Source organism: Micromonospora sp. CPCC 206061 (assembly GCF_036906915.1).
GTDB lineage: Bacteria > Actinomycetota > Actinomycetes > Mycobacteriales > Micromonosporaceae > Phytohabitans.
The window spans coordinates 1-13037 of record NZ_JBAKHX010000131.1; the positions used below are offsets into that span (position 1 = coordinate 1).

The 13037-nt window shown below is 72.0% G+C and carries 16 protein-coding genes; 6 read left to right on the forward strand and 10 right to left on the reverse strand.

The annotated features are described in order from the left end of the window. Positions 1-181: 181 nt before the first annotated feature. Positions 182-658, reverse strand: coding sequence for a peroxiredoxin (locus V6V89_RS39335; RefSeq protein ID WP_334624780.1), 477 nt, complete (start codon positions 656-658; stop codon positions 182-184). A gap of 172 nt (positions 659-830) precedes the next feature. On the opposite strand from V6V89_RS39335, the gene V6V89_RS39340 reads away from it, so the two are divergent. From V6V89_RS39340 to V6V89_RS39350, 3 genes are read left to right on the forward strand one after another with little or no spacing between them, the layout of a single operon-like run. Beyond that, positions 831-2921 (forward strand): glycoside hydrolase family 3 protein, encoded by a 2091-nt coding sequence (locus tag V6V89_RS39340; RefSeq protein ID WP_334624781.1) that lies wholly within the window; start codon positions 831-833, stop codon positions 2919-2921. Further along, positions 2918-3217 (forward strand): cellulose binding domain-containing protein, encoded by a 300-nt coding sequence (locus tag V6V89_RS39345; protein WP_334624782.1) that lies wholly within the window; start codon positions 2918-2920, stop codon positions 3215-3217. Before V6V89_RS39340 ends, V6V89_RS39345 begins: the two co-directional genes overlap by 4 nt. Before the next feature lie 11 nt (positions 3218-3228). Beyond that, on the forward strand, positions 3229-3852 hold the full coding sequence (locus V6V89_RS39350; protein ID WP_334624783.1) for a class I SAM-dependent methyltransferase: 624 nt from the start codon (positions 3229-3231) through the stop codon (positions 3850-3852). A 3-nt stretch (positions 3853-3855) separates the two neighbouring features. On the opposite strand, the gene V6V89_RS39355 is transcribed toward V6V89_RS39350, so the two are convergent. Then, positions 3856-4236 (reverse strand): winged helix-turn-helix transcriptional regulator, encoded by a 381-nt coding sequence (locus V6V89_RS39355; protein WP_334624784.1) that lies wholly within the window; start codon positions 4234-4236, stop codon positions 3856-3858. Between the two features lie 93 nt (positions 4237-4329). Between V6V89_RS39355 and V6V89_RS39360 the strand changes: the two genes are divergently transcribed. After that, positions 4330-5190: an SDR family oxidoreductase gene (locus V6V89_RS39360; RefSeq protein WP_334624785.1), complete on the forward strand. Its 861-nt coding sequence runs from the start codon at positions 4330-4332 to the stop codon at positions 5188-5190. On the opposite strand, the gene V6V89_RS39365 is transcribed toward V6V89_RS39360, so the two are convergent. The 7 genes from V6V89_RS39365 to V6V89_RS39395 form a co-directional block, all read right to left on the reverse strand. Then, positions 5191-6750, reverse strand: a complete 1560-nt coding sequence (locus V6V89_RS39365) for a DUF4153 domain-containing protein (protein WP_334624786.1) — start codon at positions 6748-6750, stop codon at positions 5191-5193. It abuts the gene before it with no gap. Positions 6751-6760: 10 nt separating this feature from the next. Beyond that, positions 6761-7804, reverse strand: coding sequence for a HAMP domain-containing sensor histidine kinase (locus V6V89_RS39370; protein ID WP_334624787.1), 1044 nt, complete (start codon positions 7802-7804; stop codon positions 6761-6763). Next, positions 7801-8487 carry a response regulator transcription factor gene (locus V6V89_RS39375; protein ID WP_334624788.1) on the reverse strand — a complete coding sequence of 229 codons (687 nt, stop codon included), beginning with the start codon at positions 8485-8487 and terminating at the stop codon, positions 7801-7803. The genes V6V89_RS39370 and V6V89_RS39375 overlap by 4 nt, the downstream gene beginning before the upstream one ends. Before the next feature lie 72 nt (positions 8488-8559). Further along, entirely contained in the window at positions 8560-8973 is a 414-nt protein-coding gene (locus V6V89_RS39380; protein ID WP_334624790.1) for a PRC-barrel domain-containing protein, read from the reverse strand. Positions 8974-9030: 57 nt separating this feature from the next. Further along, positions 9031-9819 (reverse strand): S1 family peptidase, encoded by a 789-nt coding sequence (locus V6V89_RS39385; protein WP_334624791.1) that lies wholly within the window; start codon positions 9817-9819, stop codon positions 9031-9033. A 134-nt stretch (positions 9820-9953) separates the two neighbouring features. Further along, the gene (locus V6V89_RS39390) at positions 9954-10613 is read right to left on the reverse strand and encodes a hypothetical protein (protein WP_334624792.1); all 660 of its coding nucleotides are present in this window, start codon (positions 10611-10613) and stop codon (positions 9954-9956) included. 2 nt (positions 10614-10615) lie between these two features. Then, positions 10616-10981: a PadR family transcriptional regulator gene (locus tag V6V89_RS39395; RefSeq protein WP_334624793.1), complete on the reverse strand. Its 366-nt coding sequence runs from the start codon at positions 10979-10981 to the stop codon at positions 10616-10618. A gap of 56 nt (positions 10982-11037) precedes the next feature. Between V6V89_RS39395 and V6V89_RS39400 the strand changes: the two genes are divergently transcribed. Beyond that, entirely contained in the window at positions 11038-11784 is a 747-nt protein-coding gene (locus V6V89_RS39400) for a hypothetical protein (RefSeq protein ID WP_334624794.1), read from the forward strand. A 10-nt stretch (positions 11785-11794) separates the two neighbouring features. Beyond that, positions 11795-12295: a DUF2231 domain-containing protein gene (locus tag V6V89_RS39405; protein ID WP_334624796.1), complete on the forward strand. Its 501-nt coding sequence runs from the start codon at positions 11795-11797 to the stop codon at positions 12293-12295. Between the two features lie 143 nt (positions 12296-12438). Here V6V89_RS39405 and V6V89_RS39410 read toward each other — a convergent pair whose 3' ends face one another. Next, positions 12439-12726: a metal-sensitive transcriptional regulator gene (locus tag V6V89_RS39410; RefSeq protein WP_334624797.1), complete on the reverse strand. Its 288-nt coding sequence runs from the start codon at positions 12724-12726 to the stop codon at positions 12439-12441. Between the last annotated feature and the right edge of the window lie 311 nt (positions 12727-13037).

The following is a 13037-nucleotide window of genomic DNA, read 5'->3' on the forward strand; positions in this document are numbered from 1 at the left end:
CCGGCGCGCGGGAGCCGGCGCGCGGGAGCCGGCGCGCGGGAGCCGGCGCGCGGGAGCCGGCGCGCGGGAGCCGGCGCGCGGGAGCCGGCGCGCGGGAGCCGGCGCGCGGGAGCCGGCGCGCGGGAGCCGGCGCAAGGCGGGCGGAGGACGCGCGGAGTGGGGTGGGTGCGAGGTGCCTGCGTTAGCGGGGGGCGTGGGTTCGGAGGACGGACAGGGCGCGGTCGGCGTGGTCGTTCATGCTGACCTCGCTGTGGATGACCTCGAGGACGTGCCGATCCGTGTCGATCACGAACGTCATCCGCTTCGTGCTGAGCGGCCCGAGCGGCAGCTTCCGGCGCACGCCGAACAGGTCAGCCACCTTACCGTCAGGGTCCGACAGCAGCGGGTAGTCGAACCCGTGCATCTCGGAGAACTGCCGCTGCTTGTCGACGCTGTCGCGGCTGATGCCGATCCGCTGCGCGCCCACCTCGGCGAACTCTGCCGCCAGGTCGCGGAAGTGGCAGCTCTCCACCGTGCAGCCGCGGGTCATCGCGGCCGGGTAGAAGAACAGCACGACCGGCCCGTTGGCCAGGAACTCGCTGAGCCGCCGCGCGGCACCGGTCTCGTCGAGCAGTTCGAAGTCGGCGACCTCGTCGCCTTTGCCAACCCCAGATCCCATGCGGGCAAGGATACGTCGGGACCCTCTTGACCTTCGGGCTGAGTATCATAGATTCTGATCACTGCGGGATCCCGGGCAGCCGTCAAGCTGCAACGGGCCTTGATTGCTGTCAGTAGTTGGGCTGCTGCCAGCAGTCTGGGCATCGCCTCAGGCGACTGACAAGGAGTTCCGCATGCCCGCATCGCCCCCACCGGCCGGCCCCCGCAGCCACCGGCTGGCGATCCGCCTCGACCGCCACGGCCGCACCATGATCGGTCTGACGGTGACCTGCCTGGTGCTCACCGCCGCGACGCTGGTCGCCTCGGCGCTGGATCTCGTCGGGCCGGGCAAGGGCGCCGGTGCGAAGGCCAGCACGTCGGTGCTCCCCTACCGCGATCCAGGCAAGCCGGTCGCGTTGCGTGTCGACGACCTGCTGACCCGCATGGGCCCGGAAGACAAGCTCGGGCAGCTCATCCAGGTCGACCGGGCCGCGCTGACCACACCCGACGACGTGGCCACGTACCGGATCGGCTCGATCGCCTCGGGCCCGGACTCCCTGCCGGCGGACCCCAGCGCCACCGGCTGGGCGGACATGTATGACGGGTTCCAGCGCACCGCACAGACCACCGCCCTGTCGATCCCCGTGATCTACGGCACAAACGCGGTGCACGGGCACAACAACGTGCGGGGCGCGACCATCTTCCCGCACAACATCGGGCTCGGCGCCACCCGCGATCCGGAACTCGTGCGGCGGGTCGGCCGGGCGACCGCCGAAGAGGTCGCCGCCACCGGCGTCGACTGGACGTTCGCGCCGTGCCTGTGCGTGGCCCGCGACGACCGTTCCGGCCGCACGTACGAGTCGTTCGGCGAGCAGCCCGAGATCCCGGCCGCGATGACCTCGATCGTGCAAGGGCTCCAGGGCTCCGCTCTCAGCGATCCTTCCTCGGTGCTCGCCACCGCCAAGTACCTGGGCGACGGGGCGGGAAACACCGAGGCCGAGCTGCGCGGCATCCACCTGCCGCCGTTCCAGGCGGCCATCTCGGCGGGCGCCGGCTCGGTGCTGGTCTCGCTGGCTGGCTGGAACCCGCAGCGGGCGGGCCTGGTCAACAACGTGCTCAAGGGTGAGCTTCGGTTCAGCGGTTTCGTACTCGCCGACGGCGCCGGACTGGACAAACTGGACGGTGCGCCAGGTGTCACCGGCGCCGACATCACCGCCGCCTACAACGCCGGCATCGACATGATCGCGCCGCAAGGCGACTTCCGGCAGTTCGTCGCGATGCTGCGCGCCGAGGTCGACAGCGGACGGATCAGCTGGCAGCGGGTCGACGACGCGAACCGGCGCATCCTCACCAAGAAGTTCGAGCTCGGCCTGTTCGAGCGTCCGCTCAGCGACCGGGGACTGACCGCCAACGTCGGCAGCGTGGCACATCGCGACCTGGCCCGCGAGGCGGTCCGCAAGTCGCAGGTGCTGCTCAAGAACGACGACAAGACGCTGCCGCTGGCCAAGCGCGGCGGCAAGATCTTCGTGGCCGGCCGGAGCGCCGACGACATCGGCATCCAGTCCGGCGGCTGGACCATGTCGTCGCAGGGCGCCAGTGGGCCGGTCACGCAGGGCACGACGATCCTGCAGGGCATCCGCAACACGGTCGGTGCCGGCGCGACCGTCACGTACAACCGGGACGGCACCGGCATCAACCGCACCTACCGCGCGGCCATCGCGGTGGTCGGCGAGAAGCCGTACGCCGGCAGCAGGGGCGACCGCACGGGCGCGCTGGCGCTCGACAAGGACGACCTCCGGACGCTCGACCGGCTGCGCGCCTCGGGCGTACCGGTGGTGGTGGTCCTGGTTTCCGGCCGCCCTCTGGACGTCGCGAGCCGGCTCAAAGATTGGGACGCGCTGGTCGCCGCATGGCTGCCCGGCACCGAGGGGCAGGGCGTCGCCGACGTGCTGTTCGGCGACTACGCGCCGACAGGCAAGCTGCCGATGACGTGGATGCGCAGCTCGGCACAGCAGCCCATCAACGCCGGCGACGGCAAGCCGGCCCTGTTCGCATACGGCTTCGGGCTGACCTTCCCGCCCGTGCCGGGCGCGACACCGACCCCGACGCCGTCCGCGACGCGGGCCCGGCCGGCGGCCCCGACACCCACGCCGACGCGCCCGCGCACCCCGGCACCGCCGCGCACCACGGCACCGTCGCCAACCCCCAGGCCCGACCCGACGACGGCCGCGCCGACACCCACCGAGGCCGCCGCCGCGCCGCCTGCACAGTCGAGTACGACGTGACCAGTCAGTGGTCGACCGGTTTCGTGGCCGACCTGCGCGTCACCGCCGGCGGGTCGGTGCTCGACGGCTGGACCGTGCGCTTCGCCCTCCCCGACGGCCAGGTGATCAGCAACGCCTGGAACGCCGCCGTGTCGCAGAGCGGAGCCCAGGTGGCCGCGCGCAACCTGGACTGGAACGGCGCCGTGCCGGCGGCCGCTGGCATCTCGTTCGGCTTCCAGGGCACCCACGACGGCGCGAACGCCCCGCCCACCGCGGCCACCGTCAACGGCACCGCGTGCGCGGTGACAGCGATATAGGGTCGTCCGTCATGAACGCGATCCGCGCCTCCTACGACAGCATCGCCGCCGACTACGCCGAGTTCCTCGCGAACGAGCTCGACGACCGGCCGCTGGACAGGGCGATGCTGGCGGCGTTCGCCGAGATAGCCGGCGCCGGTGCGCGCGTCGCCGACGTCGGATGCGGTCCCGGGCGGGTGACCACGCTGCTGTACGACCTCGGCCTCGACGCGTACGGCATCGACCTGTCGCCCGGGATGCTGGCGGTGGCCCGCAAGACGTACCCGCACCTGCGCTTCGAGGAGGGTACGATGACCGCCCTCGACGTCGCGGACGGCGGGCTGGCCGGCCTCCTGGCCTGGTACTCGGTCATCCATATCGCACCTGACCAGCGGCCGGCCGTGTTCGCCGAGTTTCACCGCGTACTGGCGCCCGGCGCCCCGGTGCTCCTGGCCTTCCAGGTCGGTGACGAGTCGCTGCACGTCTCCGAGGCGTTGGGCCACACCGTTTCCCTGGAGTTCCAGCGGCTGCGGCCCGAGCGGATCGCGGAGGAGCTGACCGCCGCCGGCTTCGCGGTGACGGCGACGCTGATACGCGAACGCGTCGGAAACGACAAGGTGCGGCAGGCGTTCGTGCTGGCCCGCCGGGAGCACTAGGGCCTAGCGGGCGCGCTCCGTGTCGTAGCGCTGCTGGGCGGCCGTGACCCGCGGCATCTCGCCCTCGATCAGCTCGATCAGCTCGATCAGCTTGGCGGAGATGCGCTCGCCGGCCGGGGTCAGGCTGTATTCCACCTTGGGCGGGATGGTGGCCTGCGCGTCGCGCCGGACCAGGCCGTCCCGCTCCAGGGCCTGAAGGGTCTGGGAAAGCATCTTCTCGCTGATGCCGTCGACGCGGCGGCGCAGCGCGTTGAACCGGTACGTGCCCTCGGACAGGGCCGCCAGGGCGAGGACGCCCCACTTGCCGGCCACGTTTTCCAAGACGGCGCGGGAGGTGCAGGCGCGCGCGAAGACGTCGGCGACGAGCTGCTCCATATCGGCCATGCCCAAAGACTACCCGCCCACGGGGTACTTGCAGATGTAATAGTACTCACTGACAGTTGGCACTTTCTAGAAGTTAGTGCAATCGTGTTCCCCATGACCTTCACCGTCACCGCCGCCAGTGGCCACCTTGGCCGCCTCGCTGTCCAGGCCCTGCTCGACCAGGGCGTTCCGGCCGACCAGATCGTGGCCGCCGCCCGCACACCGGAGAAGATCACCGACCTCGCCGCCCAGGGCGTACAGGTCCGGCAGGCCGACTACTCCAAGCCCGAGACCCTCACCAGCGCGTTCGCCGGCACCGAGAAGCTGCTCCTGATCTCCGGAAGCGAGGTCGGCCAGCGGCTCCCGCAGCACACCAACGCGGTCGACGCCGCCGTCGCCGCGGGCGTCAAGCTGATCGCCTACACCAGCGCGCCGTACGCGGACACGACCGACCTGCCCGTCGCCCCCGAGCACAAGGCCACCGAAGAGGTCGTCCGCGCGTCGGGTGTCCCGTTCGTGTTCCTGCGCAACGGCTGGTACTTCGAGAACTACACGGCGAACCTCGCGCCAGCCCTGCAGCACGGCGCGATCCTCGGCTCCGCCGGTGACGGCCGGATCTCCGCCGCGGCCCGGGCCGACTTCGCCGCCGCGGCCGCCGCCGTGTTGACCGGCGACGGCCACGAGGGCAAGGCATACGAGCTGGGCGGCGACGAGGCGTTCACGATGGCCGAGCTGGCCGCCGAGGTCACCCGGCAGAGCGGCACCGAGGTCGCCTACCGTGACCTGCCCGCCGACGAGTACGAGAAGGCGCTCGTCGCGGCCGGCGTGCCCGACGTGTACGCCAACGTTCTCGCCTCCTGCGACGTCCAGATCGCCAAGGGCGCGCTGTTCATCGACAGCGGCGACCTCCGCCGCCTCATCGGCCGCCCGACCACCTCGCTCGCGGACGCGGTCGCAGCCGCCGTCAAGGGGTAGCTAGTAGAGGCTCGACGCGGGCCCGCATGCCGAGTTCCACGCCAGCTCCGTCACGCGGATGTCGGCGACGACCTCGCGGGCCTCGCGGCGGCCCAGGTTCCACTCCCGCCAGCCGTCCGGCTCCCGCTCCAAATCGTGCGCGATCTCCTGGAGCGCACAGCCGCGCAGCGGCGCCGGCAGATCGTCCAGCGCCGGCGCCGCGTCGGCGGACAGGTTCGACAGGTACGCGGTGTCGATCCGGCCCGTCTGCTCGAACCGATCGACGTTGCGCTCGGCGATGAACCGGTCTGGGTTCAGCGCCGCGAGCCCGATCAGCGCCGCGACGGCGCTGCCGACCACCGCCCTGGGCAGCCACCCGGCGCGCAGCCGCACCCCGGCGGCCAGCACCATCGCCAGCACCACGCCCAGCCACAGCTCGCACACGCTCACCAGCACCCGCAGGCGGGTGAAGCCGTACACCTCCTCGTAGGTGTGCATCCGGTACAGCGCGGAGGCCACGATCACCAGGCAGAGGGTGGCGAGCCCGCCGAGCAGTACGCGCACCAGCATCCGGTCGCCGCGCTGCTCGCGGGGCGCCCACCGGGCGGCGGCCGCCAGGATGGCAAGCGTGAGCGCGGTGACCACTAGCAGCTGCCAGAACCCCTTCCGGGCGTACTCCGCGTAGGTGAGCCCGGCGGTCCGCAGCACGTGCTTCGAGCCGCCGAACAGCACCGTCAGCTGCACCGCCACGAACATCGCGAACACGGCGTTCAGCGCGGCCAACGGCAGCGTCCACTCCAGGCGTCCCAGCCTCGCCTTCGCCGGCCTCTCCAGGCCGGTGAGGTCCGGGGGCCCGGCGAGCAGGTACGCGGCACCGACCACGACCGCCGACGCGAACAGGAACAGCCACCCGTTATCCACGTTGGACGCGAGGTCGGCATCCGGCAGGAGCCGCCCGACCAGCTCGGCGAAGGCCGCGTCGGCGCCCGCGAAGAGCGCGCCGAAGACGACGACCAGTAGCACGGACACCACCACGGCCACGCCGACGCGCGCCGTCGAGCCGTTCTGGCGCTTGTGGAGCAGCGCCCGGGAAGCGTCCCCCAGCCACGGCAGCGCCCGGAACACCGCCAGCGGTATGGTGCCCGACGCGAACACGAGCGCGCGGAACCCGCGGGCCGGCGCCACCGCGAGGGAGGCGGTCACCGCCGCCGTCAGGACGCAGAGGACGAATAGCCAGCCGGCGGCCCGGATCGTTCCTACACCGAGCAATGTCACGGTTGCGGCCGTCCACAGTGGCTGGACGCTGCCCGGGAAGTGACGCCGGGACAGGGTGACGAGCACGGCCGTGGCGGCCAACGCTGTGACCAGCCAGCCGGTGCCGGGCCGGTCGAGGGGAACGCTGGCCGCCGCCACGATTCCGGTCGCGACGGCCGCGCCCAGTACGAGCGCCGGGGCGGGTCTGAGCGGGCCGGGCCACCGCTTCTCGAACGGTGTCGGCGGGCGCGGGCCGAGGACGGGCTGCCAGGCGGCGGTGTTGGGCGCGAGGGTGGAAGGCTTGACGGTCGGGTGCGGCGCGGTCATCTCTGGCCTCTCATCGTCCACTGTGGTCGGGGTGGGGCACGGTGACCCGGATGCGGCAGCCGGGCTTGGCGTCGGTCCGGTCGAGGGCGGCCACGGTGCCTCCGTGCATCTCCACCACCCAGCGCGCGATCGCCAGTCCCAGCCCGGTGCCACCGTCGGACGCGCCGGTCCGGTCGCCGCGCGTGAACCGCTCGAACACCCGGGCTCGCTGGTCCGGCGGGATGCCCTCGCCTTCGTCGATCACCTCGAAGTGCGTCCGGTCGGTGCCCGCCGTGGCGGTCACCAGCACGGTGCCGCCCGGCGGGCTGTGCCGGGCCGCGTTGTCGAGCAGATTGGCGAACACCTGCCGCAGCCGGTCGGCGTCCGCCGTGACGGTGCCGGCGGACGCGGCACCCTGTACCCGAAAATCAACCTGGCGCCCGGCGCCGGTCGCGGTCACCGCGGCCTCCTGGACCGCCGCGTCCAGGAACTCCGCGACGTCGATCTCGACGCGGTCGAGCGGCACGACCCCGGCGTCGAGCCGGGACAGGTCCAGCAGCTCGACCACGAGGCGGCCGAGCCGTTCGGACTGTGTCAGCGCGGTGCGCAGAGTCGTGCTGTCGGCCGGCGCGACGCCGTCGACCAGGTTCTCCAGGAGCCCCTGTAGGGCGGTGATGGGGGTCCGCAGCTCGTGCGAGACGTTCGCGATCAGCTCGCGCCGCTGCTGGTCTGCCGCGGCGAGGTCGGCGGCCATCTGGTTGAACGCGAGCGCCAGCTCCCCCACCTCGTCCCGGGAGGTGGCTCGGACCCGGCGGGTGTAGTCGCCGCGGGCCATGGCCCGCGCGGCCGCGGTCATCTCGCGCAACGGCGAGGTCATGCCGTGCGCGAGGACCTGCGAGGTCAGCAGCGCGACGCAGATCGCGGTCACCGAGGTGAGGGGCGGCAGCCAGCCGATGCCGAACCGGAAGACGACAAGCCCGGCGGCGCCGGAGCAGACCAGCAGGATGCCCAGCTTGACCTTGATGGAGCGCACCGGGTCGAGTGGGCGGGGCAGCACGTCCAGCAGCGAACTCACGCCGGGACCTCCAGCGCGTATCCGATCCCGTGCACGGTGCGGATGAGGTCGCCGCCGAGCTTGCGGCGCAACGCCTTGACGTGACTGTCAACCGTGCGTGTGCTGCACTCGTCGGCCCAGCCCCACACGTCCGCGAGCAGCTGCGTGCGGGGCAGCACGGTGCGCGGCCGGCCCGCGAGGTGCACCAGCAGGTCGAACTCCGTGGGCGTCAGGTGCGCCTCGACACCGGCCCGGCGAACCCGGCGTTCCGCCTGGTTGATTTCCAGGTCGCCGAGGCGGATCGTGGGCGCGTTGTCACGGGCGGCCGTGGCCGCGCGCTCGAACCGCCGCAGCAGCGCGTGCACCCGCGCGGCCAGCTCGCGCAGCGAGAACGGCTTGGTCAGGTAGTCGTCGGCGCCGACCGCCAGCCCGACCAGCAGGTCGTTTTCGTCGTCGCGGGCGGTGAGCATGAGCACCGGCACCGGGCGCTCGGCCTGGATGCGGCGGCACACCTCCAAGCCGTCGAAGCCCGGCAGCATGATGTCGAGCACGACCAAATCGGGGCGCATCTCGCGTGCCGCGTCGACCGCGCTGGGGCCGTCGCCGGCGATCCGCACCCCGAACCCTTCGGCGCGCAGCCGAGCGGCCACCGAGTCGGCGATGGTGCGCTCATCCTCCACGACCAGGACACGACGCTCACTCATGCCCGCACTCTATGCAGCGGCCGTGGAGGGGAACGGTGTGAGTTGTGAACGACCTGTGGAGATCGCTATGGGCTATTCGTAGGTCCCGGCGTAGTAACCGCCCACCCTGTCCCGGTACTCGGCGGTGCCGAACGTGTCCTTGTCGTACTCCGGTGAGTTCTTGACCTGTTCCTTGGTCCGGTCGACGTACACCTTGCGCCCGTCGTGGTCGACGCGGTCGACCGTGCCGGCGGGCAGCAGCACCTTGCGCCCGAAGATCCACGGGCCCGTGTCGATGACCAGGTAGGCGCTGCCGACCTCGTAGTTCGCCTCGTCGACCTTGCCTATGCCGCCGTCGATCGCCTCGACGTCGTAGCCGGCCAGATCGGCGCTCGCACGCTCGTCGTCTTCAGGGCGGTCGCCGCGCGGCTCCATCTCGGTGCCCACCGTAGCGGCGATCAGGCCAGGGTCACGCCAGACCCAGGGAGCGAACGGAATGGGTTGCATCGCTGCCTCCTCGCCTTGGATACATACGTCGTACCCAGGCGGGGAGGCGGCTACGCGTCAGCCGATGATGCCGCGGATCCAGGGCCGCAGGTTGTCGACCCGCGCGGTGGTCTCCTGCAGCGTGTGCGGGCAGCTCGGACCGTTGCTCACCACCGACACCAGCGCGTAGCGCAGCTCGGGCCTCGCCGCCCGGCGCTCGGTGAAGAACGGGCCTCCCGAGTCGTACGGGCACGGCGTGGTGTTGGACTGGGGGGCGAAGCCGGTCATCGCGATGGTCGACTCGGCGACCGAGGCCACCCTGAGCTGGCCGGTGCGCAGCCGCGTCACTGGCGTCGGGTTGGTGCTGGTCAGCGACCCGTACCCGGTCAGCCGGACCACGTCGCCCACCGCCGGCGGCGCGGTGGCCAGCCGGAGCGGCTTGATGTCGGTGATCGGGGTCTCGATCTGGGCGAGCGCGATGTCGTTGGTCGGCGACTGCCGCACGGCGACGACGGTCACGACATGGCCGCCGGTGCCATTCAGGTCGGTGCGGCCAACGGTGGCGGTGGTCAGGTCGGCGACCGGCCGCTCGACCCGGACGCCGTTGACGTCCCGGAAGCAGTGACCCGCCGTCATCACCCACTGCGGCGCGACCAGCGAGCCGGAGCAGGCGCTGTTGCGCTTGCCACCGTCGGGAGTGGGGATGCCCGTCATGGTCAGCTTGACCGAGAACGGGTACATCCCGATCGGCACTTCCTCACCGTTGGCGATCGCGTCGGCCGGCAGCGCGGACGCGAGGACGGCGGCCCCGGCGGCCAGCACAGTGGACAGAAGCACCGCTAGGCGGGTGCGCCGGTAGCGCCTCACGACAACACATCCCTCTCAATGCCGTCCAAACGGGCCGGCGGTCCCCCGTTACCCGAAGCAAACTACCCCACCGGTACGACGGCCGGCTGCCCCGGATCGATGACGATCACCCTCCGCTCGCGGTGGCGTGGCGGTCAGGCGGGCACAGGGTCGGTCGGTGTCGCCGCGGCCGTGCCGGCGCCGGCGAGCGCCCACCGTCGCGCCAGCACGGTCGCCCCCGCCAGCAGCGCCGCCACGATGCTCACCTCGATCGCGACGATCGGCGTCGCGGTGCTGTACCCGACGAGCCACGCGAAGCCCATCGTCACCGGCGTGGCGAGCAGTCCCGCGAGCGGCACCAGCAGCGCCATCCGGGCCACGGTGCCGCCGATCGCGGGCAGGCCGCGCATCCGGATCGCCACCGCGCCCAGCGCGCCCGCGAGCACCGGCAGGGCGAGGCCGGCGTACACGGCCACGATGGCCGCCGTTGACGGTGTCGGGTCGGCCGGGAAGAGCGGCTGGTACCACAGACTGATCCAACCGATGACAACGCCGGGCGCCGCTCCGGCCAGCGCGGTCAGCAGCAGCCGCCGGAACTCGTACGGCACCCGCCGCGCGCCCGCCTCCTCGGCCAGCCGCCGCGCGAACGCCCGGATGTCCAGACCGATCAGCTGCTCCGGCGTGGCACCGTCGGCGACCGCGGCGCGCAGCTCCATCCGTAGGTCGTCGGCCAGTGCGGTGCGGTCGGCCGCGACCAGGCCCATGGCGCGCCACTCGTCCTCGGCGATGACGACGACGTCCCTCTGGTCCAGCATCTCTACCTCCGGGTGGTCGCGGGCGGCTGCGCGTCCGCGACGGTGGCGTTGATCGTCTCGACGAACGCGTCCCACTGGCGCCGCCACCCCGCGAGCACGCGCCGGCCTTCGACCGTGGGCGCGTACACCTTGCGGGGCGGGCCGGCGGGGCTGTCCTCCATCTGGTCGGCCACGAGGCCGAGGCGGCGCATGCGGGTCAGCAACGGATACACCGTGCCGTAGCCGACGGCGTCGAGCCCAGCCAGGTTCAGGCGGCGCACCAGCTCATAGCCGTGCACGGGCTCCTTCGCCAGCAGGGCGAGCATGCACATGTCGAGCGTGCCGCGCAGGAGCTGGGTTTGCCGATCGGCCTCGTCGTCCGGTGCCATGCGTCGCATAATAGTGGCCGGTATTAGGTGGCGTCAAATACCGTTACGGTGACACCGTGAACGGGTGGCAGGGATCCTGGTGGGTGCTGCTGTCGATCCCGCTCGTCACGGCGCTGGCCGTGATCCTCCTCCCCCTCAACGACGGGTACTACGAGTTGTGGGTCAACTACGACCCACAGGGCGACGCCCAGCAGCACGAGTGGCAGTACACGACACGCGCCTTCCGGTACACCTCGGGTGTCCTGTGTGGACAGCTCGTGGCGCTGCTCGCCGGAGCCGCGCTGGCGGTGCGCCACCGGGCGTGGGCGCTCGCAGCGGCCGTGCCCCTGGGCGTGCTGCTCGCGGCGGTGACCTTCGCGGTGGCCTACGCCCGCGACGGTAGGGGCCCCCTCGACGATGTCGGGATCGCGCGGCTGGTGGCCGTGGAGCTGGCGGCGTTCCCGCTCTTCGCGGCGGTGGGCGTCGGCCTGGGGCTGCTGCTGGCACGCCGCTGGCGGCTGCTCCCGCTGGCGCTACCCGCCTTCGCCGTGCTGTGGGCGATCGGCCTGATGCAGGACGACCGGTGGGCCGGGCCGATGTGGATACTGTGGCTGCTCCCGCCGCTCGCCGCCGCGGCCGCGATCCCGCTGACCACCATGTCCGTCGACGTCGGGGCCGATCCGCCGGTCACCCTGGGTGACGGCGGCCAGGGCGCGCTGATCGCGCTGGTGGGCGGCTTGCTCCTGTACGCGGGCAGCCTGCACCTGCTCGGTCTGGTGCTCGACCGCCGCCGCCGGCGAGCGAACCGGTCCGCGGGGGTCTAGGCTTCTGAGCGTGTTTGAGGAGTTCATGGGGATACCCGCCCACCCCCTCCTGGTCCACGCCGCCGTCGTCTTCGTGCCGCTGCTGGCCGCGTTGACGATCGCGTACGCCCTCGTCCCGTTCGTGCGAGCGCACACCCGCTGGGTGCTGGGCCTGCTGGCGCTGGCCACCCCGCTCGCGGCGCTGCTGGCGAAGCTGTCCGGCGACGCGTTCTTCAAACGGCTCGACGAGGCCGGCGGCATCAGCGAGGGCTTCTACCCGCGGCTGGAACGGCACCAGGACCTCGGCACGATGACGCTGTACACGTCGATCGCGCTCGCCGTGCTGACGCTGGCGCTGGTGTACTTCGTCGCTCCCCGGTCGGCAGCGCCCCCGGCCGGCGGCCGCGGCGGCTCGACGCGCGCGGTGTCGGTGGCGCTGCAGGTCCTGGCGATAGCGGCAGCCGGCCTGAGCCTGTACTACGTCATCCGCACCGGCGACTCCGGCGCCCAAGCAGTCTGGGAGGGCCGCTAACCACGGCCCCCCGGACGGCACGCCCGCGCCCCTTCCGTCGATCAAGGGCAAACGCACGTGGTTCGATCTCATTTCCACGTGCGTTTGCCCTTGATCGATGAGATTTCCCTTGAGCGCGGCGGGCCAGCGCGGCGGGCGCGCGGTCAGGAGCGGACGAGCCTCGCGATGGCCTCCGACGCCTCTTTGACCTTCGCCTCTGCCTCTGGTCCGCCGGCCGCGGCGGCCTCGACGACGCAGTGGCTAAGGTGTTCGTCGAGCAGGCCGAGCGCGACCGACTGGAGCGCCTTGGTCATCGCGGACACCTGGGTGAGGATGTCGATGCAGTACTTCTCTTCCTCGACCATGCGCTGCAGGCCGCGCGCCTGACCCTCGATGCGCCGCAGCCGGCGCAGATAGTCGTCCTTATTGTGGATGTAGCCGTGCTGCTCCATGTCGCCCTCTCACCGCCGCTGGCCTGGAACTCTAACACCGGCGGGCAGCGGCGAGCCTCGCCCGCCACGTGCGCGGCGCGCGATCCGCGTCGCCCGTCGTCCGTCGCATCGCCCGGCGCGCATCCCGCGTCGATCAAGGGAAAACGCATCGATCAAGGGCAAACGCACGTGGAAATGAGATCGAACCACGTGCATTTGCCCTTGATCGGCGCCGCCGCGCCCCACGGCGGCGCCGCGCCCAGGCCGCCCAGGCCGCCCAGGCCGCCCAGGCCGCGGAGGCGCGGAGGCCGCGGAGCGCTGGCCGCGGCCAC

Bases quoted from the DNA above. Each gene is read 5' to 3' on its own strand.
- V6V89_RS39335 (WP_334624780.1), bottom strand. From the start codon at position 658: ATGGGATCTGGGGTTGGCAAAGGCGACGAGGTCGCCGACTTCGAACTG.
- V6V89_RS39340 (WP_334624781.1), top strand. From the start codon at position 831: ATGCCCGCATCGCCCCCACCGGCCGGCCCCCGCAGCCACCGGCTGGCG.
- V6V89_RS39350 (WP_334624783.1), top strand. From the start codon at position 3,229: ATGAACGCGATCCGCGCCTCCTACGACAGCATCGCCGCCGACTACGCC.
- V6V89_RS39355 (WP_334624784.1), bottom strand. From the start codon at position 4,236: ATGGCCGATATGGAGCAGCTCGTCGCCGACGTCTTCGCGCGCGCCTGC.
- V6V89_RS39360 (WP_334624785.1), top strand. From the start codon at position 4,330: ATGACCTTCACCGTCACCGCCGCCAGTGGCCACCTTGGCCGCCTCGCT.
- V6V89_RS39365 (WP_334624786.1), bottom strand. From the start codon at position 6,750: ATGACCGCGCCGCACCCGACCGTCAAGCCTTCCACCCTCGCGCCCAAC.
- V6V89_RS39375 (WP_334624788.1), bottom strand. From the start codon at position 8,487: ATGAGTGAGCGTCGTGTCCTGGTCGTGGAGGATGAGCGCACCATCGCC.
- V6V89_RS39380 (WP_334624790.1), bottom strand. From the start codon at position 8,973: ATGCAACCCATTCCGTTCGCTCCCTGGGTCTGGCGTGACCCTGGCCTG.
- V6V89_RS39390 (WP_334624792.1), bottom strand. From the start codon at position 10,613: ATGCTGGACCAGAGGGACGTCGTCGTCATCGCCGAGGACGAGTGGCGC.
- V6V89_RS39395 (WP_334624793.1), bottom strand. From the start codon at position 10,981: ATGGCACCGGACGACGAGGCCGATCGGCAAACCCAGCTCCTGCGCGGC.
- V6V89_RS39410 (WP_334624797.1), bottom strand. From the start codon at position 12,726: ATGGAGCAGCACGGCTACATCCACAATAAGGACGACTATCTGCGCCGG.